20 protein-coding genes are annotated in these 20,982 nt (G+C 63.4%); 3 read left to right on the plus strand and 17 right to left on the minus strand.

Annotation, left to right across the window (positions count from 1 at the left end; genetic code table 11):
• Nucleotides 1-9: 9 nt before the first annotated feature.
• Nucleotides 10-699: a ribulose-phosphate 3-epimerase gene (gene rpe / locus HKX24_RS15605; protein ID WP_271692213.1), complete on the plus strand. Its 690-nt coding sequence runs from the start codon at nucleotides 10-12 to the stop codon at nucleotides 697-699.
• A gap of 33 nt (nucleotides 700-732) precedes the next feature.
• On the opposite strand, the gene HKX24_RS15610 is transcribed toward rpe, so the two are convergent.
• The 13 genes from HKX24_RS15610 to HKX24_RS15670 form a co-directional block, all read right to left on the minus strand.
• The gene (locus HKX24_RS15610; RefSeq protein WP_271692214.1) at nucleotides 733-2,232 is read right to left on the minus strand and encodes a class I adenylate-forming enzyme family protein; all 1,500 of its coding nucleotides are present in this window, start codon (nucleotides 2,230-2,232) and stop codon (nucleotides 733-735) included.
• 53 nt (nucleotides 2,233-2,285) lie between these two features.
• The gene (locus HKX24_RS15615; RefSeq protein WP_271692215.1) at nucleotides 2,286-3,053 is read right to left on the minus strand and encodes an enoyl-CoA hydratase family protein; all 768 of its coding nucleotides are present in this window, start codon (nucleotides 3,051-3,053) and stop codon (nucleotides 2,286-2,288) included.
• Complete coding sequence (locus HKX24_RS15620) at nucleotides 3,050-3,457, minus strand: PaaI family thioesterase (RefSeq protein ID WP_271692216.1); 408 nt, start codon at nucleotides 3,455-3,457, stop codon at nucleotides 3,050-3,052. The genes HKX24_RS15615 and HKX24_RS15620 overlap by 4 nt, the downstream gene beginning before the upstream one ends.
• Complete coding sequence (locus HKX24_RS15625) at nucleotides 3,438-4,571, minus strand: acyl-CoA dehydrogenase (RefSeq protein ID WP_276154096.1); 1,134 nt, start codon at nucleotides 4,569-4,571, stop codon at nucleotides 3,438-3,440. Before HKX24_RS15625 ends, HKX24_RS15620 begins: the two co-directional genes overlap by 20 nt.
• A complete protein-coding gene (locus tag HKX24_RS15630) occupies nucleotides 4,568-5,767 on the minus strand; it encodes an acyl-CoA dehydrogenase family protein (RefSeq protein WP_271692219.1) in 1,200 nt (399 codons plus the stop codon). The genes HKX24_RS15625 and HKX24_RS15630 overlap by 4 nt, the downstream gene beginning before the upstream one ends.
• 11 nt (nucleotides 5,768-5,778) lie before the next feature.
• On the minus strand, nucleotides 5,779-6,954 hold the full coding sequence (locus HKX24_RS15635) for an acetyl-CoA C-acyltransferase (protein WP_271692220.1): 1,176 nt from the start codon (nucleotides 6,952-6,954) through the stop codon (nucleotides 5,779-5,781).
• Nucleotides 6,951-9,047, minus strand: a complete 2,097-nt coding sequence (locus HKX24_RS15640; protein ID WP_271692221.1) for a 3-hydroxyacyl-CoA dehydrogenase NAD-binding domain-containing protein — start codon at nucleotides 9,045-9,047, stop codon at nucleotides 6,951-6,953. Before HKX24_RS15640 ends, HKX24_RS15635 begins: the two co-directional genes overlap by 4 nt.
• A 16-nt stretch (nucleotides 9,048-9,063) precedes the next feature.
• A complete protein-coding gene (locus HKX24_RS15645; protein ID WP_067267052.1) occupies nucleotides 9,064-9,852 on the minus strand; it encodes an IclR family transcriptional regulator in 789 nt (262 codons plus the stop codon).
• On the minus strand, nucleotides 9,849-11,189 hold the full coding sequence (locus HKX24_RS15650; RefSeq protein ID WP_067267050.1) for a TRAP transporter large permease: 1,341 nt from the start codon (nucleotides 11,187-11,189) through the stop codon (nucleotides 9,849-9,851). Before HKX24_RS15650 ends, HKX24_RS15645 begins: the two co-directional genes overlap by 4 nt.
• A complete protein-coding gene (locus HKX24_RS15655) occupies nucleotides 11,189-11,722 on the minus strand; it encodes a TRAP transporter small permease subunit (RefSeq protein ID WP_067267049.1) in 534 nt (177 codons plus the stop codon). Before HKX24_RS15655 ends, HKX24_RS15650 begins: the two co-directional genes overlap by 1 nt.
• A 26-nt stretch (nucleotides 11,723-11,748) precedes the next feature.
• The gene (locus tag HKX24_RS15660) at nucleotides 11,749-12,804 is read right to left on the minus strand and encodes a C4-dicarboxylate TRAP transporter substrate-binding protein (protein WP_271692223.1); all 1,056 of its coding nucleotides are present in this window, start codon (nucleotides 12,802-12,804) and stop codon (nucleotides 11,749-11,751) included.
• Between the two features lie 267 nt (nucleotides 12,805-13,071).
• The gene (locus HKX24_RS15665; RefSeq protein ID WP_271692225.1) at nucleotides 13,072-13,842 is read right to left on the minus strand and encodes an MBL fold metallo-hydrolase; all 771 of its coding nucleotides are present in this window, start codon (nucleotides 13,840-13,842) and stop codon (nucleotides 13,072-13,074) included.
• An 80-nt stretch (nucleotides 13,843-13,922) separates the two neighbouring features.
• Nucleotides 13,923-14,753 carry a 3-keto-5-aminohexanoate cleavage protein gene (locus HKX24_RS15670; protein WP_271692226.1) on the minus strand — a complete coding sequence of 277 codons (831 nt, stop codon included), beginning with the start codon at nucleotides 14,751-14,753 and terminating at the stop codon, nucleotides 13,923-13,925.
• Between the two features lie 160 nt (nucleotides 14,754-14,913).
• Between HKX24_RS15670 and HKX24_RS15675 the strand changes: the two genes are divergently transcribed.
• Nucleotides 14,914-15,972 carry a YaaC family protein gene (locus HKX24_RS15675; protein WP_276154097.1) on the plus strand — a complete coding sequence of 353 codons (1,059 nt, stop codon included), beginning with the start codon at nucleotides 14,914-14,916 and terminating at the stop codon, nucleotides 15,970-15,972.
• A 188-nt stretch (nucleotides 15,973-16,160) separates the two neighbouring features.
• On the opposite strand, the gene lepA is transcribed toward HKX24_RS15675, so the two are convergent.
• Entirely contained in the window at nucleotides 16,161-17,963 is a 1,803-nt protein-coding gene (gene lepA / locus HKX24_RS15680; RefSeq protein WP_271692230.1) for a translation elongation factor 4, read from the minus strand.
• Nucleotides 17,964-18,177: 214 nt separating this feature from the next.
• On the opposite strand from lepA, the gene HKX24_RS15685 reads away from it, so the two are divergent.
• The gene (locus HKX24_RS15685) at nucleotides 18,178-18,540 is read left to right on the plus strand and encodes a hypothetical protein (protein ID WP_276154098.1); all 363 of its coding nucleotides are present in this window, start codon (nucleotides 18,178-18,180) and stop codon (nucleotides 18,538-18,540) included.
• A 4-nt stretch (nucleotides 18,541-18,544) separates the two neighbouring features.
• Here the strand turns inward: HKX24_RS15685 and HKX24_RS15690 are convergent, their stop codons facing one another.
• From HKX24_RS15690 to hisD, 3 genes are all read right to left on the minus strand, one after another.
• Nucleotides 18,545-19,006 (minus strand): low molecular weight phosphatase family protein, encoded by a 462-nt coding sequence (locus HKX24_RS15690; protein WP_271692233.1) that lies wholly within the window; start codon nucleotides 19,004-19,006, stop codon nucleotides 18,545-18,547.
• Nucleotides 19,007-19,510, minus strand: coding sequence for a UPF0262 family protein (locus HKX24_RS15695; RefSeq protein WP_276154108.1), 504 nt, complete (start codon nucleotides 19,508-19,510; stop codon nucleotides 19,007-19,009).
• A 149-nt stretch (nucleotides 19,511-19,659) separates the two neighbouring features.
• Complete coding sequence (hisD, locus tag HKX24_RS15700) at nucleotides 19,660-20,961, minus strand: histidinol dehydrogenase (RefSeq protein ID WP_271692236.1); 1,302 nt, start codon at nucleotides 20,959-20,961, stop codon at nucleotides 19,660-19,662.
• Nucleotides 20,962-20,982: the final 21 nt, after the last annotated feature.

Here is a 20,982-nt window from a genome sequence, read left to right on the forward strand (position 1 = left end):
CTTGCCCCCATGACTTTCGACCGTTCGATCAAGATCGCCCCCTCCATCCTCGCCGCCGATTTCGCCAATTTCGGCGCCGAATGCGAAGCCATCGAAGCCCAAGGCGCCGACTGGGTGCATGTGGATGTGATGGACGGGCATTTCGTGCCCAACATCACCTTCGGCCCCGCCACCTGCGCGGCGATCCGGCCCCATATCAAGGGCGTGATGGACGTGCATCTGATGATCGCCCCGGTCGATCCCTATATCGAAGCCTTCGCCAAGGCGGGCGCCGATTTCATCACCGCCCATGTGGAGGCCACGCCCCATATCCACCGCACCCTGCAAGCGATCCGCGGCGCGGGTGCCAAGGCGGGCGTGGCGCTGAACCCCGGCACGCCGGCAAGCGCCGTGGCCGAGATCCTCGACATGGTCGATCTGGTCTGCGTGATGACCGTGAACCCCGGTTTCGGCGGGCAGAAGTTCATCGACATGACCGCCAAGATCCGCGAGTTGCGCACGATGATCGGCGACCGGCCCGTACATATCGAGATCGACGGCGGCGTCGATCCCAAGACCGCGCCGCTGGTGGCGCAGGCCGGGGCCGATGTGCTGGTGGCGGGTTCCGCCGTCTTCAAGGGCGGCTCGGTCAGCGATCCGGCACCCTACGGCGAGAACATCCGCGCGATCCGCGCCGCTGCCGAAGGCACCTACGTCTGATAGAGATGCGGGGCGCTTCTGCGCCCCGCCCTGTCACGCCAGTTGATCGGCAAAGGCTGTCAGCAAGCGGTGCTTCAGAATCTTGCCCGTGGGTGCTGCGGGCAAATCGGTCGCCACGATGATCTGCGACGGGCGTTTGTAGCCCGTGAGCCGTTCCTTGACGAAACCACGCAACTCCTCTGCCGTGACCTCGTCCCCCGGTGCCACCTGCACGAAGGCCAACACCTCTTCGTCGCCCTCGCGCCGCCGTCCGACCACCGCCGATTGCACCACGCGCGGGTGATCGTTCAACGCGGCCTCCACCTCAGGCGGATAGACGTTGAAACCGCCATGGATGATCAGCTCTTTTGAACGTCCGAGGATGTGCAGCCGCCCCTCCTTATCGAGCTTGCCCAGATCGCCGGTGTGTAGCCAGCCCTCGGCGTCGATGGCTTTGTCGGTCTCAGTCGGGTTGCGGTAATAGCCCTTCATCACATGCGGGCCGCGCACCAGCACCTCGCCCTCGCCCGCGCCATTGCCGCCGGGGGCTTGGTCGTCGATCTTGCACTCGGTGCCCGGCGTCACCGGCCCGACGGAGGTATCGGGGGAGCCAAGCGCATTGGTCGTGGCCGAGGCGCCCGAGCAGGTCTCGGTCATGCCGAAACCGTTTTGCAGGGGCAGTTCGTAGAAAGCCTCAGCCTTGCGCTTCCACGCAGGATCAAGCGGTGCACCGCCGGAGGAGACATAGCGTAGGGTCGGGCTTTCCAGTTTCGGCATGCCGCGCTCGCGCGAGTATTGCATGACCAGCGCATGCATCTGCGGCACCGCAGGCAGGATCGTGACATCCTCATGGGTCGCGGCATGGAGTTTCGCGGCGGAAAAGCGGCTCTCCTGCCGCACCTTCGCGCCCGCGCTCACGGCGGCCATCAGGACCGAGACGAGGCCAAAGACATGGGTCATCGGCAAGACGCCATAGACCACATCCCCCGGCACCATCTGACGCAGATCGGCCGAGGCCCGCGCCCCGAAGCGCAGGTTGGAATGGGTCAGCATCACGCCCTTGGGATCGCCCGTGGTGCCGGTGGTATAAAGCAGCACCGCCACGTCATGCAGATCGGCATCCGGGCTGCTGGGCTGTGGCGTGGCCAGATGCAAGCTGCCGAAATCGCCCGCAATCTCGCGTGCGTCCAGCCGCGCTGCATGGGCCGCCGCCTCGGGCGAGACTTCGCAGGTCAGCAGCACCGCCGCCGGGGTGGCGTGGTCGAGAATGCGTTTCACCTCGGCCTCGCTCTGGCGGGCGTTGACGGGGATCGCCACGGCGTCCAACTCCCACGCGGCATAGAGCCCGGCCACGGCGGAAACGCAGTTTTCCACCATCAACAGCACGCGGTCGCCCGCCTGCACCCCCGCGGCCCGCAATTCCGCCGCCAAAGCCCGACGCGCGCGGTCCAGATCGGCAAAGCTCCAAGCCGCACCGCTGGCGTCGCTCAGCGCTGGTGCCTCTGGGCGGGTCGCCAATTGCTCAGCTAGAAAATCCTGTACCCTGGCATTCATGGGTGTCTCCTCCTGCCTAATAGCGGCCCCCTCCTCCGGCAGCCGCCGCCCGGCTAGAACCGGGGCTTTCGTTTCTCCAAAAAGGCCGCGATGCCCTCGGCGGCCTCGTCGCCGCCTGCGGCGCGGGCCATGGCGTTGCGCTCGGCGTCGAGCTGCGCGGCCACGTCGGTCTCATAGGCCTGCCCGACCAAGGCCCGGATCGTGCCTTGCGCCGCGCGCGGACCCGCGGCCAGCGTGTCGGCCAGCATCAGCGCCTCGTCGAGCGCGCGACCGTTCGGGCAGATGCGGTTCACCGCGCCCAGTTCGGCAAAGCGCATGGCCATGACCGGGCGGCCCAGCAGGCACATCTCCATCGCCAAGGGGCGCGGCAGGAGCCGTGCGAGTGACGCCGTCAGCCCCGCATCGGGCACAAGCCCGGCCTTGACGTAGGCGGCGGTGAACTGCGCGTCCTCGCAGGCCACGATCATGTCGCAGGCCAGCGCCAGTGACAGGCCCGCGCCCGCGGCACCACCTTCGACGGCGGCAATGACAGGCACCGGGCAGGCGCGGATCGACCGCACCAGATCATGCAGCGCATCGACCCGCTCGCGGCGGACCTCTTCGGTCAGCTTACGGCGTTCGATCAGCACGTTGAGGTCGCCCCCGGCGCAGAAGAACCGCCCCTCGGAGGTCAGGATCACCGTGCGAATGCGCGGCTCCTCGGCCAGTCGCATCGCCTCGGCGATGGCGTCGTAGAGCGCGGGCGTCAGCGCGCCGCGTTTCTCGGCGTTACCGTTCCAGACGATCAGCCGGTCGCCGCGGTCCTCGATCCTTGCGCTCATGTCTTGGCCCTCTTGAATACGCCGGTGGCGCGCGACAGCAGGCGGCCTTCGGCATCGTGAAGCTGTGCCTCGGCGTAGAGAATCTTGAAGCCCCCGCCGGTGACGCGCCCCGTGGCGATGACCTGCCCTTCGCGGACCGCGCCGATGTAATCGGTGGTCAGCGAGAGCGTCAGCATCGGCACGAAAGGTCCGCTCATCGCGCAGTGCCGCGCGCAGGCGAAACCGGCAGCAACGTCAAGCATCAGCGTATGCAGCCCGCCGTGCAGCACGCCCGAGACATTGAGGTGCTGCGGGCCGAGATCAAGCGTCACGCGGGTGCTGCCATCGGGGTTCGACAGGTCGGGGGTAAACCCGATCAGCTGCTGAACCCCGCTGGTCGGTGCATTATGCGGCGGATAGTGCAATGAACCGCTCCAGATGATGGTCAACATCGCCAAAGCGGTGGTCCGCCATGGTGATGCGCTTGGCGATATGCGCCAGTTCGTACTCTTGCGTCATGGCGATGCCGCCATGCATCTGGATCGTGTCCTCCGAGACCAGACGGCCAACGCGGCCCATCAGGTTCTTCGCCGCCGAGACGTGACGCTCGCGGCTGGCGCGATCGTCCTCCAGATGGCCCGCCGCGTTGATCACGGCCGAGCGCGCCTGTTCGAGGTCGATGAGCAGGTCCGCCATGCGATGCGCCAGCGCTTGGAAGCTGCCGATGGGGCGGCCGAACTGCTTGCGGGTGCCGAGGTACTCGCGAGTGAGGTCGCAGGCGGTCTCCATCGCGCCCAGCGTTTCGGCGCAGAGCGCGGCGGTGGCCTTGGCGGTGCGTGTCTCGATGGCGTCAAATGCCTTGCCCGCCGCGCCCAGACGGGCGCTTTCCGGCAGGGTCACGTCATCCAGCGTTACCTCGGCGGCGCGGCCACCTGCAAGCAACGCATAGCCGGTCACCGAGAGCCCCTTGGCATCGGCGGGCACGAGGAAGAGCGAGATGCCGTCGCGGCCCTCCGCCTCACCGCTTTCGCGGGCGGAGACGACGAGTATGTCGGCGGCCTCGGCATTCGCCACCACGGCCTTGCGACCGCTGAGCACGATCTGGTCGCCGTTTTGCGTGGCCGAAGTGGTGACGCGCTCGAGGTCATAGCGGCTGCCCGGTTCGCCATGGGCGAAGGCGAGTTGCCGCGCGCCGCCGATCAGTTGCTCGATATGCTCCTGCTGTTCTTCGGTCCCAAGGTCGGCGATCAGCCCCCCGGCCAGCACGGCACTGTCCAGAAGCGGCTCAACCACCCCGGCGCGGCCCAGTTCTTCGAAGACCACGGCAAGGTCGAAACCCGCGCCGCCGAAACCGCCCTGCTCTTCTGTGAAGAGCGCGCCGATCACGCCCAGTTCAGCCAGACCTTCCCAGATCTCGGTCGAATAGCCGGTCTCGCTTTCAAGGATGCGGTTGCGGGTCTCGGTGTCGTATTTGTCGCGCAGGAAGCGCCGCAGGCTGTCCTGCAGCATCTGGCGTTCTTCGGTCAGGTCGAAATTCATTTGCCACCTCCCAGCATGGTCTTGGCGATGATCTGGCGCTGGATCTCGTTTGAGCCGCCGAAGATCGACAGCTTGCGGTTGTTGAAATATTGCGCGGCCACGGGGCCGGCCTCATGCGGGTCGGGCAGCGCGTCGTTGCTGCCTGCCACCGCTTCCGAGGCAAAGGGCATGGCGTAGACCCCGGCGGCGCGGCGGGCCAGATCGTTGATCTCCTGCCGAATGATCGTGCCTTTGACCTTCAGCATGGAGCTTTCCACGCCCGGCGCCTGCCCTGCAGCGGCTTTCGAGATGATGCGCAAGTTGGTCGTGGCCATCGCCATCAGGTCGATCTCGGCCTGTGCCACGCGGGCGGCGAAATGCGGGTTCTCGATCAACGGACGGCCCCCGGCCATCTCGGATTTGGCGATGCGTTTGACGGCCTGCAGACCGGCCTGAGAGAAGCCCACGCCCGCGATGTTGGTGCGCTCATGGGTCAGCAGGTACTTGGCGTAGGTCCAGCCCTTGTTCTCTTCGCCGACGAGGTTCTCGGCGGGCACTTTCACGTTGTCGAAGAAGACCTCGTTCACCTCGGCGCCGCCATCCAGCAGAATGATCGGGCGCACGGTGATGCCCGGCGTGTCCATGTCGATCAGCAGGAAGGAGATGCCCTCTTGCTGCTTCACCTCCTTGTTCGTCCGCACGAGGCAGAAGATCATGTTGGCGTGCTGGCCCAGCGTGGTCCATGTCTTCTGACCGTTGACGATGTAATGATCGCCGTCCTTCACCGCGGTGGTCTTCAGCGAGGCGAGGTCGGAGCCTGCGCCCGGCTCGGAATAGCCCTGACACCACCAGTCTTCACCCGAAAGGATGCGCGGCAGCCAGTAGTCCTGCTGCTCTTTCGAGCCGAACTTCTGCAGCACTGGCGCCAGCATCGACAGGCCGAAGGGCACGATGCGCGGCGCGTGGTGGGCGGCGGCTTCTTCCTCGAAGATGTGGCGCTGCACGGCGTTCCACGCCGCCCCGCCGAACTCCTTGGGCCAGTTGGTCGCAAGCCAGCCCTGTTCGTTCAGGATCGCGTGCCAGCGCTCATGGTCGTCCTTCGTCAGTTCCTGCCCGCGGCGCACCTTCTCGGAAAGCTCTTTCGGCAGTTTCTCGGCGAGGAATTGACGCACCTCCTCGCGGAAGGCGCGTTCTTCGTCTGTATAGCTCAGGTCCATGTCGGCCCCCTTTAGTAGATTTCGAAGAGGCCAGCCGCCCCCATGCCGCCGCCGATGCACATCGTCACGACGCCCAGTTTCGCGCCGCGGCGGTGGCCTTCGCGCAGGATGTGGCCGGTCATCCGCGCCCCGGTCATGCCGAAGGGATGGCCGATGGCGATCGAGCCGCCGTTCACGTTGCACTTATCGGGGTCGATGCCCAAACGGTCGCGGCAATAGAGTGCCTGACTGGCAAAGGCTTCGTTCAGCTCCCAGATGTCGATGTCATCGACGGTCAGCCCATGACGCTCCAGCAGGCGCGGCACGGCGAAGACCGGGCCGATGCCCATCTCATCGGGCTCGCAGCCCGCGACGGCGAAGCCGCGGAAGGCGCCCATGGCCTGAAGGCCCTGCTGCTCGGCTTGCTTGCTGTCCATCAGCACCAGTGCTGCGGCACCGTCCGACAACTGGCTGGCGTTACCGGCGGTGATGAAGGCCCCCTCGCCGCGCACCGGCGTGAGGCCCGCAAGCCCCTCCATCGTGGTATTGGGGCGGTTGCATTCATCGCGGTCCACGGTGACCTCGCGGGTGGAGATCTCCTTGGTTTCCTTGTCCTGCACGCCCATGGTGGTCTGCATCGGCACGATCTCGTCGTCGAAGAGACCGGCCTCCTGCGCCTTGGCGATGAGCTGCTGGCTGCGCAGACCGTAGGCGTCCTGATCCTCGCGGCTGATGTTGTAGCGTTTGGCCACGATGTCGGCGGTGTCGATCATCGCCATGTAGACCTCGGGCTTGTGCTCTTCCAGCCAAGGCTCCTTGACCGATTTCACATGCGGCTGGATGAGCGAAATGCTCTCGACCCCGCCCGCGACCATCGGGCCTGCGCCCTCCATGCAGATGGCATTGGCGGCCATGGCGACGGTCTGCAAGCCGGATGAGCAGAAGCGGTTCACGGTCACGCCCGAGGCGGTGACCGGCAGGCCCGCGCGCAGGGCGATCTGACGCGCGATGTTCGAGCCGGTGGCCCCTTCGGGGTAGCCGCAGCCGATCATCACGTCCTCGATGGTCGAAGGCTCAACGCCCGACCGTTTCACGGCCTCGGCGACCACATGGCCGCCCATGGTGGCACCGTGGGTCATGTTGAATGACCCGCGGAAGGATTTGGCCAACCCGGTGCGGGCGGCGGAGACGATAACGGCCTGTTTCATTTGGCAGCTTCCTTGTTCAGATCATCAAAGTTTCGGTTGGTTTTGACCAGTTCGGCCAGCAGCGGCGCGGGTTTCCAGAACCACGGGTCCTGTTCGGCGAAACCTTCGATCGCCGAGAGCACGTTGGGCAGTCCTTGAATGTCGGCCCATTTCATCGGGCCGCCCCAGTAGCGCGGGAAACCGTAGCCGAAGAGCAGCGTCATATCCACGTCGAGCGGGCGTTTGGCGATGCCCTCTTCCAGCACCTTGGCGGCCTCGTTGACCATGGCGCACATGTAGCGGCGCACGATCTCGGCATCGGTGAAGTCGCGCGGGGTGATGCCGCGCTCCTTCTGCTCTTCCTCGATCAGGCGGGTGACTTCCGGGTTCGGCGTGCCGCCGCGCTTGCCCTTCTCGTAGATGTAGTAACCCTCGCCGGTCTTCTGGCCGAAGTGGCCCTGTTCGCAAAGCCGGTCGATATAGGTCGGCACGCGCTCCTCGGGGTGGCGTGTCGCGGCCTTGCGCTTGCGCGTGGCCCAGCCGATGTCGAGACCGGCGAGGTCGGCCACGGCGAAGGGGCCCATGGCGAAGCCGAATTTCTCCAGCGCCGCGTCGATTTTGTAGGGGCTGGCGCCGTCCAACACCATATGGTCCGCCGCGGTGCGGTAAGTGGCGAGGATGCGGTTGCCGATGAAACCGTCGCAGACACCCGCGCGGACGCTAACCTTGCCCAGTGCCTTGCCAAGCGCGAAGCCGGTGGCGACCACGTCTTTCGCGGTCTTGTCGGCGACGACCACCTCGAGCAGTTTCATCACATGTGCGGGCGAGAAGAAGTGCAGCCCGATCACGTCCTCGGGGCGTTTGGTGGAGGCGGCGATCTCGTTCACGTCGAGATAGGAGGTGTTGGAGGCCAGCACGCAGCCGGGCTTGCATACCGCGTCGAGCTTGCCGAAGACGTCCTTTTTCACGTCCATATCCTCAAAGACCGCTTCGACCACCAGATCGACATCCCGCAGGCTGTCGTATTCGGTGGAGACGGTCAGCGCCGTGCCGGTCAGCTGGTCGAACTTCGCCTGATCGATCTTGCCGCGCTTCAGCGCGCCGGCGAGGTTGCCAGAGATACGCTCATGCGCGGCCTTGGCGGCCTCTTCCTTCATCTCGATCAGCACGACCGAGAAGCCCGACAGCAGCGCCGCGGTGGCGATGCCCGCCCCCATGGTGCCGCCGCCGATGACGCCGATGGCTTTCAGCTCGCGCGGCTCGACGCCCTTGAGTTCGGGCAGGTTGCTCACGGCCCGCTCGGAGAAAAAGGCGTGGATCATGCCCTGCCGCTGGTCGGTGTTCATCAGTTCCGAGAAGATGCGACGCTCGGCCTTCATGCCCTCCTCGAAGGGTTTTTCGACACCTGCCTGAACGGCGCGCACCGCCTCGGCGGGGGAAATCTGGCCGCGGCCTTTCTTCAGCGTCGCCTCATAGGCGGCATCCCAGTCGATGGGCGCAGGCGCGGGCATCTCGCAGATCGGACGGCGCTCGGCACCGCTGTCGAGCAATTCGCGGACGTAGGCGAGGCCAACCTCCTGCGGATCGCCCTCCTCCACGCGGTCGACGATGCCCATCTCCAGCGCCTGCGGTGCCTTGATGTGGCGGCCCGTGGTGATGGCGTCGAGCGCAGGTTCCACGCCGATCAGACGCGGCAGACGTTGCGTACCACCTGCCCCGGGGATGAGGCCAAGATGCACTTCGGGCAAACCGACACGCGCCGAAGGCTGGGCGATGCGGTAATGCGCCGATAGCGCCACCTCGAGACCGCCCCCGAGGCTCACGCCGTGCATGGAAGCCACGACCAGCAGCGGCGAGGCTTCGATGCGGTTGCAGAGATTAGGCAGATGCGGCTCCATCGGTGGTTTGCCGAACTCGGTAATGTCTGCCCCGGCGATGAAGGCGCGCCCCTCGCCCACGATCATCACTGCGCGCACGCCGTCTTCGGCCTCGGCACGGTCCATGCCATCGGCAAGACCCTGCCGCACGGCTTGGCTCAGCGCGTTGACGGGCGGGTTTTCGATGCGCAGCACGACGATGTCGTCATGGCGGGAATAGGCGATCTTGTCGGTCATTTTAATAACTCCTTTTCTATCCGCGCCGTGACAGGGCGGGTGCCCGTCCGGTGCGTTGTTCGATGCCGCTGACCACGTCGCGCAGGGCTGGCCCCACTTGTGACAGAATGCGGTCGTCGGGCAAGTCCGCCGGCAGCGCGCCGCAGCTAAAGGACACCGGCTCTCCGAACTCACCGGCGTAATAGGGCACGCTGACCGCGTTTACATTGCGGGCATAGCGGGTGTCGGGCGGGGCCAGCACGAAGCCCTGTGCCAGCAGTTGCTCATAGCCCTCACGGCGGAAATCGCGCAGCCGGTCGTCGGGTTCCAGCGCTTCGAAACGGTCTTCGTCGAGGCTGGCCAGCGTGGCCAGACCCGAGGAGGATCCATAGACCGGAATGCGGTGCCCCGGCTCCAGCCAGATCGTCGAGGCCGTGCGCGGCCGCCAAGTGCGCACCAGCATCATCCGGTCGCCATCGCGCACGGCGATCAACGCCAGCGTGCGGGTCTCATCCGCCAGTTCCTGCATCGCATCCGACGCCATATCCACGAAACTCACCGCGACAGAGGCGACGGAGCCGAGCGCAATCGCCGCAGGCCCAAGCCGAAACTTGTCGTTGCGCCCGCCATGGGCCAGATAGCCCAGTTCGCAAAGCGTATAGGTCAGCCGCGACACGGTGGGTTTCGGCAGCCCCGTCCGCTCGGCAATCTGGGCATGGCTCAGCCCGCTATCGCTGGCGCGAAAGGCCCGCAGAATGCCAAGCCCCCGCGCCAGCGTATTGGCGAACTTGCGGTCCGTGCCGGTATCGGATGCCGCCTGATTCATCGCGCCGCCATCGGGATCAGGAGCGAGATCATCGGGAAGGACATGATCAGGATCAGCACGATCACGTCGACGCTGAGAAAGCGCGTGATCCCGGCAAAGATCTTGTCGATCGGCGCTTCGCGGCCCACGACATTGGCGATGACGAAGACGTTGAGGCCGACGGGCGGGGTGATCAGGCCGATCTCCAGCAGCTTGATGACCACAACGCCGAACCAGATGAGGTTCAGATCGTAGCTTTCGACCAGCGGGATCATCAGCGGCAGGGTCAGCACCATGATGCCGATGGGGTCGAGGAACATGCCCAAAAGCAGGTAGATCAGCGCGATGCAGAGCATCAGGACCACCAGCGACATCTGCGCGTCAGAGACGAAGCCCACGATGGTGCCAGCGACGCCAGTCAGCGCGACGAAGGCCACGAAGATCTTGGCCGAGGCGGCGATGAGGAAGATAGCGGAGGTCTGCACGCAGGTCTCTTTCACCGCAGCCCAAAGACCGGCCCAGTCAAGTTTCTTCTGCGCAAAACCGATCAGCGTGGCCGAGACGACGCAGACGGCTGCGGCCTCGGTCGCGGTGAAGATGCCGCCGTAGATGCCGCCGATGATGAGCACGAAGAGCAGCAGCGCGGGCCAGCTTTCGAGCGCTGCGGTCCAACGCTCCCCGGCGCTGTAGCGCTGGTCGGTCGAGGGGGCGACCGATGGATCGCGCCAGACCCAAACGGCGATGACCAGCACGAAGCCCATCAGCGTCAGCAGCCCCGGCAGAACACCGGCGAGAAAGAGCGAGGAGATCGAGGTCTCGGTGAAGATGCCGTAGATGATGAACAGCACCGAAGGCGGAATGAGCGAACCCAGCGTACCCCCCGCCGCGACGGAGGCGGTGGCGAGGCGCGGGTCATAGCCCATGCGCAGCATCTCGGGCGTGCAGATCTTACCCATGGTCGAGGCGCAGGCGATGGACGAGCCGGTGATCGCGGAAAACCCGCCGCAGCCCATGACAGAGGCCATGGCGACCCCACCCGGCAGCTTGGTCAGCCAGACCTTTGCCGCGTGGTAGATTTTCGTCGTGATATCCGCGCGGTAAGCGATATGTCCAAGCGCCACGAAGAGTGGGATCATCGACAGATCGTAGGAATGGATAAGGTCGAAGGAGTTCGAGAACACCATCGAGGTGGTCGCCTTGATCGCGCGTTCGGGCATGAAAGTCCCTGTGCGGAAGGCGAAGATGAAGAAGGTGGCGACGGTCGCGACCGAGGCCAGCGTGAAGGCGATCGGCACCCGCAGGGCCAACATGATCAGTACCGCGGCAAAGGCGATCATTCCGATGGTCGAAGCATCCATTAGCGCAAGTCCTCTTCAACCATAAGGTCAGCCGCGTGATGTTGCTCATCCGAGACGACGCCGCCCGCAAGCACGGTGCGCCCGTCGCGCCATGTCAGCTCGGCCAGCCGCAAGAAAGTGGCGATCATCCCGATCAGGAACAACAACCGTCCCGGCCATTTCGGCAGGTTCAGGTCGCCGTAGAAAAAACTGCCCTTCTCCACCACGGAGAGGAATTCGCGCCCGCCGGAATAGATCAGCGGCGCCAGCGCCAGCATCCCGATGGCAGAGCCTGCCACGATCAGCACCGAGCGTGCGCGTTCGGGGAAACGGTCGGTCACGAAGGCGACCGAGACATGCGCACGGGCAGCGGTCGCGGCGGCGAGGGGCAGCAGGATGGCGGCAACCATGAGCTCTCGCACCATGGTCACGCTATCGGGCACCTGACTGGCAAAGAGCGCGCGGGCGATCACGTTGGAGGTGATCAACACCCCCAAGGCAATCACGGCCAAAGCGCCCAGACCCAACAGGATTTTCTCCAGATTTACCAACATATGCTGCCCCTCCCCAGTGTCAGCGATCAGTTACCGGCGGCGTCCCATGGGTAGCCGTTGGCGTCACGCTCTTCGGTGTATTTGGCGATCAGCGCCTTATACTCTTCCAGCAGTTCCTCACCGGGCAGACCGGCGGAGCTTGCCGTTTGCACCCATTCGTCAAGGAACTTCTCACCGGCTTTGACCAGTTTCGCGCGGTCCTCTTCAGGCAGAGTGATGACCTCGACGCCCTGCTCTTTCATGGAGGCGATGGCCTTTTCGTTGGCGGTGGTGATCAGGCGACCGAATTCGTCGGCCATGTCCGCGCCAACCTCGGCCAGCGTGGCCTGCTGCTCTTCCGTCAGGCTGTCGTGCATGTCCTTGTTCATAAAGATGCCAAGACCGCCGACCTGACCCCAATCGAGGATCGTATAGCTGTCCATCACCTCGGCCTGTTTCAGCGCCGCGACGGCATAGCTGTAGCCCTGCGAGCAGTCGATCAGACCGGTGTCGAGCCCTTGGTAGGCGTCATAGATCGACATGTTGACCATGTTCGCGCCCTGCTCGCCGAAGACCTTGCCATAGGCGCCGACGCCGCGGACCTTCTTGCCCGAGATATCGTCGACGGATTTGATCGCGCCGCCCTTGCAGCCGATGTTCACCTGAGAGGTGGTCCAAGTGCCGATGTAGACGAGGTTCTTGTCGGCGAGGTCTTCTTGAATGGCTTCGTTGCTGCGCATCAGCTCATCGGTGGCGCGCATGCCGACCCAAGCGTCGGGGTTGTTCACCGGCAGGTCGGCGATACCGTAGCCCGCCATCTCCTGCGGGTAGTAAACCGCGATGACCGAGCCGGTGTCGGCCACGCCATCGGCCAGCGATTGCACGGCGGCATTGGCTTTGAACAGCGCCCCGCCCCACTGGATGTCGAGGCGCATATCGCCGTCGGACCGTTCGGCGACCTGATCGGCGAACCACTGCAACGCCTGCGCGCGCGCACCGCGGTTCGGCCCGGCTTCCCCATGAATCAACACGGTCTCAGCGCTTACCGCGCCACCAGCCAGCGCCAGAGCTGCGGCGCAGCTCAGGTGTTTGAAAATTGTCATGTCGGCTCCTCCCAGAGACTTGTTTCGCAATGCGAACTGTTGTTTCGCATTTGTCGCAGGTCACGCTAGTCCGCGGACCGAAGGCGATCAAGCGAAACTTCGACCATCGGCAGGGAGAGCGGTTAGGCTATTGAATTTGTTAAGGGAAAATTTCCCGAAGGATGGTGCAGGCGTGGAACAGCCCCACCAGACCCCGGAATCGGCTGCTCGGATCGAACGGCCCGTAGAAAAGGCGGCCACGCCCGCTCAGGACATGGCCGCTGAATTTCAATACCAGTCGCCGAATTTGACCTCGACATCGGTGCCGACGCGTTTGGCGAACTCTTGCGGGTCTTGGGTGCCGCCGTCTTTGCCCCGGAAGTGATAGGGGTAGACGTAAGCGGGCTTGAACTCGGCCACCGCCGAGGCGGCGGCGTTGGAATCCATGGTGAAGGGCAGGTTCATGCAAACGAAAGCCAGCGAGATATCGGTCAGCCCGCGCATCTCGGGCGTGTCTTCGGTATCGCCCGAAATATAGACGCGGAAGCCGTCGAAGCCGAGGATATAGCCGTTGTCGCGCCCTTCGGGGTGGAACTTCTTGCGCTCTTCGGTGGTGTTATAGGCCGGGATCGCGTTGATCGGCAGGCCATTGAACTCGGTATTCTCGCCATTGGCAATTTTGCTGGCCTTGGCGGCAAGCGCTTCGGGCAGCATGTCGAAAACGGCGGGGTTGGTGATGATCTGCACGTCATCGCCCGCCAGCGCGGCAAGCGTATCGGCATTGTAGTGATCGCCATGCTCATGGGTGATGAGGATCAGATCCGCCGCCGGGAAATCGCTGTATTGCGCGGGCTCGCCCACCGGATCGACATAGATCACGCCCTTTGGCGTCTCCAACACGATCGAGGCGTGATCGACGGGGTGCACGGTGATCGGCCCTGCGTCGGTGTCGAATGTATCACCGTTCTGCGTGGCGGCGCGGGCGGCGAAAGGCAGCAGCGTCACGACGCCAGCTGCGGCGGCGGAGGTGGCAAGGAAATGGCGGCGGGTATGGGACATTTCAGGCTCCTGTTGGTTGCTGGAACGGGACATAGCGGCCCCGCCCCGCATTTCAACGCGGCACCCGTTTCGCGGCAAGCCTATGAGGGGCGCAGGCCGAGAATCTCACGCGCTTGTGCAGCCGTGGCAACGGGGCGCTCATATTTCGCGCAGAGTTCCGCCGCGCGCTGGATCAGCGCCGCGTTGGAGGGCGCCAGCGTCTCGCGGTCCAGCCGCACGTTGTCCTCCAGCCCGGCCCGCGTATGCCCACCCGCCGCGATGGCCCATTCGTTCAGCACGATCTGGTTCGGCCCGATCCCGGCGGCACACCACTGCGCTTCGGGCGCCAAGCGGTTGAGCGTCTGGATGTAGAAATCAAAGGTCTCACGGTCCACCGGCATGGCGTTTTTCACGCCCATGACGAATTGCACATAGAGCTGGCCGGGGATGCGCCCGTCACGGTTCATCTCGGCGGCCTTGTGGATGTGGCTGAGATCGAAGGCTTCGATCTCGGGCTTGATCTCATGGGTTTTCATCTCCGAGGCCAGCCAATCGACCAATTCCGGCGGGTTCTCGTAAACCCGCGTCGGGAAGTTGTTGGACCCGACCGAGAGCGACGCCATGTCGGGCCGCAGCGGCAGCATCCCGCCCCGCTCCCGCCCCGCGCCCGAGCGCCCGCCGGTGGAGAACTGGATGATCATGCCCGGGCAATGTTTTTGCACGCCTTCCATCAGTCGCGCGAATTTTTCGGGATCGGAGGACGGAGTTTCATCGTCGTTGCGCACATGGGCGTGGCAGATCGAGGCTCCGGCCTCAAAGGCCGCATGAGTCGACTCGACCTGCTCAGCGATCGAGATCGGCACGGCGGGGTTGGCGGCTTTGGTGGGGACGGAGCCGGTGATGGCGACGCAGAGGATGCAGGGGGTGGTCATGGGTGGGGGTCCTGTGGCGGGGGTGTTTGGGGCGGAAGGTCGCATATGGTGGGGGCGGTGTACATTGGTTAGAGGTGCATTGCGTTCTTAAGGGGACGCCACGCCTGATCCGCTGGGTCAGCTCGCCAGCCTGCAACTTACTATTGAACTGTCAGAACTCATGCAGTTTAAAATTGCGAATGGGAAGAAACAATTAAAAATCAAAAATCGCCGTATCTGGATGCATAAGGGCGTCCTATCACCAGATTTTGAAAGTGAGCACGTTCTCTCAAGCAATCCTTGGCAGTATGTCGAGCTTTGGTTGAAGCGAGACAACAAAATTGAAGCTCTCGCCTATTGGCGGCAAGCGAGACGTTTTGCCGATGCATCGCTGAACCTTGGCCCCGAAGCCGCACCGCTGACTCTCTACTATTGCTATCTCAATGCGACGAAAGCACTTTTGGTAACGAAAGGCGTCGCCGCAAGCGATTCTCATGGCATACATGGCGATCGCCCTGAGGATGCAAAGAACATGCTGGCGAACGAACAAGTCAACTTTAAGTCAGGTGGCATCTTGCCAGGCTTGTGTCGGCACTTTGGCGAGTATGAAGAGAAGGCCAGTTATAACTTGAAGGATATTCTCTGGAATATCCCATTCATTCATAGGTCTTTCAGGCTCACCTTTCGCTCATCGAAAGAGCTTTTTATTCCGCTGGAGAAAGCAAGATACGTTGTAAAACCAAAATCGTCTGAGGCATACTTCGAGGCGGAAGTACTTCCTCGGTTTTCCGATCTACGTTCCCTAACAAGCATTCCAAGTTCGTTTGAGTGCTATGATGAGGGTGACGTCAAAATGGTTAGGCGCAAAAAGCCGTTTCGTTGGTACTCTGGCAAAGCGAAAGCCCCCACAAAGAGACGCGCAATTGAACGGTTGAAGCGCTACCATTCTACAACACGAAGAGCCGTTGTGCATATCAGCGGCAACCGTGACCTCTGGTATCTGAAGCGCACCTACGCGACGAATTCTGTCGGACATAGGCATACATTAATCCTAATGTTTGCTGCTATGCATCGCTTAAGCGAGTTGTCTAGATATGATCCTGCCGGTTTCGATAGGCATCTCGCCGGACAAGCGAACTGGTTGCTAACAGAATTCATCGAGAATTCAGCTGATCAATTTGTTGATCAAATCGCAACGGAGATAACTGGCTGCCAATTCTGGCCCCCTAAAGTTCGCTGAAAAATGACAGCTAAAGGGCCTGCATCTCTTGTTTAGGCAAAATGCACTGTTTTTAGAGCTTCAATCGCTCTCTAAGAGCCTTTCCCGGGCCTAGGCCCCGGACCGACGGTCACCCAAACACAACCGAGCGGGAACGCGCATTGCTTCGCAATACGCTGCCTCCCGCGCGCACTGAAAATGGCCAGCTTTTAGCTGTCCATTTTCAGCGCGGAAATAAACGCCTCCTGCGGGATATCGACCTTCCCGAACTGGCGCATCTTCTTCTTACCGGCCTTCTGCTTCTCCAGCAGCTTCTTCTTCCGAGTGGCGTCGCCGCCGTAACACTTCGCCGTCACGTCCTTGCGCATCGCCGAGAGCGTCTCGCGCGCAATCACTTTGCCGCCGATGGCCGCCTGGATCGGGATCTTAAACATGTGGCGCGGGATCAGGTCTTTGAGCTTTTCCACCATCGCCCGGCCGCGCATCTCGGCGCGGTCGCGGTGCACCATGGTCGAAAGCGCATCCACCGGCTCGTCGTTCACGAGGATCTGCATCTTGACCAGATTGTCCTGACGGTAGCCGATCATCTGGTAGTCGAAGCTGGCGTAGCCCTTGGTCACGGACTTCAGCCGGTCGTAGAAATCGAACACCACTTCGTTCAGCGGCAGATCGTAAACCACCATCGCCCGCGAGCCGGCATAGGTCAGGTCTTCCTGAATCCCGCGGCGGTCCTGGCAAAGCTTCAGCACGTCGCCAAGGTAGTCGTCGGGGACGAGGATCGTCGCCTTGATCCGCGGCTCCTCCATGTGATCGACCAGCGTCATGTCGGGCATGTCGGCGGGGTTGTGCAGCTCTTGCATCTCCCCGTCCTTCATGTGGACGTGGTAGATCACCGAAGGCGCGGTGGTGATGAGGTCGATGTCATACTCGCGCTCGAGCCGGTCGCGGATCACCTCGAGGTGCAAAAGGCCAAGGAAGCCGCAGCGGAAGCCGAAGCCAAGCGCGGCGGAAGTCTCCATCTCGTAAGTGAAGGAGGCGTCGTTCAGGGCGAGTTTCTCGATCGCCTCGCGCATGTCCTCGAAATCGTTGGCGTCGACCGGGAAGAGGCCACAGAAGACCACCGGCACCGAGGGTTTGAAGCCCGGCAGCGCGGTTTCGCATTTGCGCTTCTCATGGGTGATCGTGTCGCCGACGCGGGTGTCACGCACCTGTTTGATAGACGCGTTGAGATAGCCGATCTCGCCGGGGCCGAGGCTCTCGACGCCGGTCATCTTGGGCCGGTATACGCCCACATCGTCCACGTCATAGGTGCCGCCGGTCTTAATCATGCGAATGCGGTCGCCCTTTTTCAGGGTGCCGTCGATAATACGGACGATACAGATGACGCCGAGGTATTGGTCATATTTACTGTCCACCAGCATCGCTTTCAGCGGCGCGTCGGGGTCGCCGCCCTTGGGCGCGGGCAGTTTGTTGACGATCGCTTCCAGCACGTCGGGAATGCCGACGCCGGTCTTGGCAGAGATCAGGCAGGCATCGGAGGCATCGATGCCGATCACATCCTCGATCTGTTCGCGTACGCGGTCGGGGTCAGAGGCGGGCAGGTCGACCTTGTTCAGCACCGGCACGATCTCATGATCCGCATCGATGGCGGTATAGACGTTGGCCAGCGTCTGCGCCTCGACGCCCTGGGTGGCGTCGACGACCAGAAGCGAGCCTTCGACCGCATGCATGGAGCGCGCGACCTCATAGGCAAAATCGACGTGTCCGGGCGTGTCGATCAGGTTCAGCACATAGGTCTTGCCGTCTTTCGCCGGGTATTCGATGCGGACGGTGTTGGCCTTGATGGTGATGCCCCGCTCCCGCTCGATATCCATGTTGTCCAGAAGCTGGCTTTGCATGTCGCGTTCGGCGACCGTGCCGGTGAGTTGGATCAACCGGTCGGCCAGCGTGGATTTGCCGTGGTCGATATGCGCCACGATGGAGAAATTGCGGATGTTTTCAAGCGGTGTCATGCAAGGGGATATGGCGCAGAGCCGCGCCTGCGTCAATTGGCCATGAACGCGCCCACGCCCCCTGCCCGCACGTCACGGCGCTTTATCGCGGTTCGAAGGGCGCAGCCCCCCAAAGGAGAATTGCGCGAAGCCCCGTTTTGCGGCATAGTGACGGGCAGAGCAGATCGGGCCGACAAGGGGAAAACCCCATGGTCCAGAACAATAGGGCAAATCAATGCGGACAGTTGCAAGTTTGATGGCGCTCGCCATCTTGGCGGGTTGTGGCGGATCACGTTATTCCAGCGATGCCGCCGTAGGACGTTTCTCCCCCACACCGGTTCTTTTCGCCACAGGGCCGATCCAAAAGGCCTGTCTGGCCGATGGGCGCCGCGGCTCGAGCCATGCGCGCTGCGGCTGTGTGCAGGCGGTGGCGGATCAGACGCTGTCGCGCTCGGACCAGCGCCAAGGTGCCAAGATTTTCCGCGACCCGCACCGTTTGCAAGAAATGCGCCAATCCGACAACAAAAGCGACAACGCCTTCTGGAGCACATGGAAAGCCTTTGGCCAAAGCGCCGCGGCGGCCTGTTCCAACACCTGAACGCTCAGCTTTCGCTGAGCGGCGGGCCAAAGCGGTCAATCAGCCGTCCGACGATTTGATCGCGGGCGGCGCGAAACTGCGTGAGCTTGGCCTCGCGCCCCTCGCCCAGCCCCGTGGGGTCAAGGATCGGCCAATATTCCACGTCGAGATGATAGAACCGCGTCAGTTCCAGCGCCCGGCGCTGGCTGGCAGGGCTAAGCGCGATGACAAGATCGAATGAACCGAGGTCGTCGCCCCATTCCTCCATCTCATCGAAACTGCGGCTGCGGTGGCGGTCGAGCTCCACATCCAACTCTTTGCATACAGCGATGGAGAAACCGTCGATCTCCATATCGTTCTTGACGCCGACGGATTGGACATAGGTGCCGGTGCCGTAGAACTTCTTCATCAACCCCTCGGCCATGGGGGAGCGGACGGCGTTATGATCGCAGCAGAAGAGAACGGATTGAGGCAGCACCTGCGTCATTTATCCGCCGAAATGCAGAACGCAGATCAGGGTAAATAGCCGCCGCGCGGTGTCGGTGTCGATCTCGGCCTTGCCCGAGAGCCGCTCTTGCAGCACGCGGGAGCCTTCGTTGTGGATGCCGCGCCGGGCCATGTCGATCGTCTCGATCTGGCTGGGGGGCAGTTTCTTGACCGCTTCGAAATAGCTTTCGCAGATTTGGAAGTAATCTTTCACCACCTGCCGGAAGGGGCCGAGGGAGAGGTGGAATTCCGCTGCCTTTTCAGCCGCCTCGGTCTGCACGTCAAAGACCAGCCGTTTGTCGCGGATGGAGAGCGACAGATGGTAAGGCCCTTCGGGCACCGGCCCCTTTTCGCGTTCGGGCAGGACGAAACTATTCTCTTCCAGCAGGTCGAACATGGCCACCTTGCGCTCCTGATCGATCTCGGGCGTGGGGGGCGGCATGTTCGCGTCATCAAGCGCGATATGGGTGATGCGGGTCATCGGCGCATCCTTTTTGCTGGCGATACCCTTTCGTGGATAGCGCAGCGGTGGGGAGGGGGCAATGCGCGAGAACACGCGCGCCCGCGATTGCGCCCCGTCAGCGCATTTGACGATACGTCAGAAGCATCGGCAAGACCGAGAGCGCGCAGGCGGGGGCAGCGCCGCCCCCTGCCCTAGTCGTTAAGTTTGCGCAGACGCGCGGTGACCGACAGGCCGTGCGCCTCAAGGCTTTCGGACTGGGCCAGCCGCTCTGCCGCGGGGCCGATGGCCTTGAGCGCCTCGGGCGACATCTGCGCCAGCGTCGTCCGCTTCATGAAATCCAGCACCGACAGGCCAGAGGAGAAACGCGCCGAGCGCGCCGTGGGCAGAACGTGGTTCGGCCCGCCGACGTAATCGCCAATCGCCTCGGGCGTCCATTGGCCAAGGAAGATCGCCCCGGCGTGGGTGATCTTGTCCGACAGCGCCTTCGGGTCCGCCACGCAAAGCTCAAGGTGCTCCGGCGCGATGCGGTTGCTGAGGGCGGCGGCGGCGTCAAGGTCCGGCACGGTGATGATCGCCCCATTGTCGCGCCAGCTTGCGCCCGCGATGGCGCGGCGTTCGAGGGTGAGCAGACGTTTCTCAACCGCCTCTCCCACCGCGCGGGCAAAGGCAGGGTCAGTGGTGATCAGGATGCTCTGCGCGCTCTCGTCATGTTCGGCTTGACTGAGCAGATCGAGGGCGATGAAATCGGGATCATTCTCTCCATCGGCGATGACGAGGATCTCGGATGGCCCCGCGATCATGTCGATGCCGACCTTACCAAAAACGCGGCGTTTGGCGGCGGCGACGAAAGCGTTGCCGGGGCCGGTGATCTTGTCCACCGGGGGGATCGTTTCGGTGCCATAGGCCAGCGCCGCCACGGCCTGCGCGCCGCCGATGCGGTAAATCTCATCCACCCCGGCGATGCGGGCGGCCAGCAGTACAAGCGGGTTCAGCACGCCATCGGGCGTCGGTACGACCATGGCCAGACGCGCCACCCCCGCCACCTTGGCCGGGACCGCGTTCATCAGCACCGAAGACGGGTAGCTCGCCAACCCGCCCGGCACATAGAGGCCCGCGGCAGAAACCGGTGTCCAGCGCCAGCCCAAAGTCGCGCCGTCGGGGTCGGTCCATTCCGCATCCTCTGGCAATTGCCGGGCGTGATAGGCGCGGATGCGGTCGGCTGCGAGTTCCAGCGCCTTGCGGTCTTCGGGGGAGACTTCGGCCACGGCGGCGTCGACCTCTTCCGCGCTGATGCGCAGGGTCTGGGCGGTCAGGGTCACGCGGTCGAATTTCTGCGACAGGTCGATCACGGCGGCATCGCCACGGGCGCGCACATCGGCGATGATCTCGGCCACCACGGCGTCGACATCGGGGCTGTCCTCACGCTTGGCGTTCAGCAGTTTGTCAAAGGCCGCTTCGAAATCGGCAGCGGAGGCATCGAGCGTGGCGGGCATGGGTTCAAGCTTTCGTAGAGG

The organism is Sulfitobacter sp. M85, from assembly GCF_029285915.1.
Classification (GTDB): domain Bacteria; phylum Pseudomonadota; class Alphaproteobacteria; order Rhodobacterales; family Rhodobacteraceae; genus Sulfitobacter; species Sulfitobacter faviae.

What these genes read in the sequence shown, in the direction of transcription:
- HKX24_RS15655 (WP_067267049.1), bottom strand. Translation starts at nt 11,722, where the DNA reads ATGTTGGTAAATCTGGAGAAAATCCTGTTGGGTCTGGGCGCTTTGGCC.
- HKX24_RS15660 (WP_271692223.1), bottom strand. Translation starts at nt 12,804, where the DNA reads ATGACAATTTTCAAACACCTGAGCTGCGCCGCAGCTCTGGCGCTGGCT.
- HKX24_RS15610 (WP_271692214.1), bottom strand. Translation starts at nt 2,232, where the DNA reads ATGAATGCCAGGGTACAGGATTTTCTAGCTGAGCAATTGGCGACCCGC.
- HKX24_RS15685 (WP_276154098.1), top strand. Translation starts at nt 18,178, where the DNA reads ATGCGGACAGTTGCAAGTTTGATGGCGCTCGCCATCTTGGCGGGTTGT.
- lepA (WP_271692230.1), bottom strand. Translation starts at nt 17,963, where the DNA reads ATGACACCGCTTGAAAACATCCGCAATTTCTCCATCGTGGCGCATATC.
- HKX24_RS15650 (WP_067267050.1), bottom strand. Translation starts at nt 11,189, where the DNA reads ATGGATGCTTCGACCATCGGAATGATCGCCTTTGCCGCGGTACTGATC.
- HKX24_RS15625 (WP_276154096.1), bottom strand. Translation starts at nt 4,571, where the DNA reads ATGAATTTCGACCTGACCGAAGAACGCCAGATGCTGCAGGACAGCCTG.
- rpe (WP_271692213.1), top strand. Translation starts at nt 10, where the DNA reads ATGACTTTCGACCGTTCGATCAAGATCGCCCCCTCCATCCTCGCCGCC.
- HKX24_RS15665 (WP_271692225.1), bottom strand. Translation starts at nt 13,842, where the DNA reads ATGTCCCATACCCGCCGCCATTTCCTTGCCACCTCCGCCGCCGCAGCT.
- HKX24_RS15670 (WP_271692226.1), bottom strand. Translation starts at nt 14,753, where the DNA reads ATGACCACCCCCTGCATCCTCTGCGTCGCCATCACCGGCTCCGTCCCC.
- HKX24_RS15615 (WP_271692215.1), bottom strand. Translation starts at nt 3,053, where the DNA reads ATGAGCGCAAGGATCGAGGACCGCGGCGACCGGCTGATCGTCTGGAAC.
- HKX24_RS15645 (WP_067267052.1), bottom strand. Translation starts at nt 9,852, where the DNA reads ATGAATCAGGCGGCATCCGATACCGGCACGGACCGCAAGTTCGCCAAT.
- HKX24_RS15675 (WP_276154097.1), top strand. Translation starts at nt 14,914, where the DNA reads ATGCAGTTTAAAATTGCGAATGGGAAGAAACAATTAAAAATCAAAAAT.
- hisD (WP_271692236.1), bottom strand. Translation starts at nt 20,961, where the DNA reads ATGCCCGCCACGCTCGATGCCTCCGCTGCCGATTTCGAAGCGGCCTTT.
- HKX24_RS15690 (WP_271692233.1), bottom strand. Translation starts at nt 19,006, where the DNA reads ATGACGCAGGTGCTGCCTCAATCCGTTCTCTTCTGCTGCGATCATAAC.
- HKX24_RS15635 (WP_271692220.1), bottom strand. Translation starts at nt 6,954, where the DNA reads ATGAAACAGGCCGTTATCGTCTCCGCCGCCCGCACCGGGTTGGCCAAA.
- HKX24_RS15630 (WP_271692219.1), bottom strand. Translation starts at nt 5,767, where the DNA reads ATGGACCTGAGCTATACAGACGAAGAACGCGCCTTCCGCGAGGAGGTG.
- HKX24_RS15640 (WP_271692221.1), bottom strand. Translation starts at nt 9,047, where the DNA reads ATGACCGACAAGATCGCCTATTCCCGCCATGACGACATCGTCGTGCTG.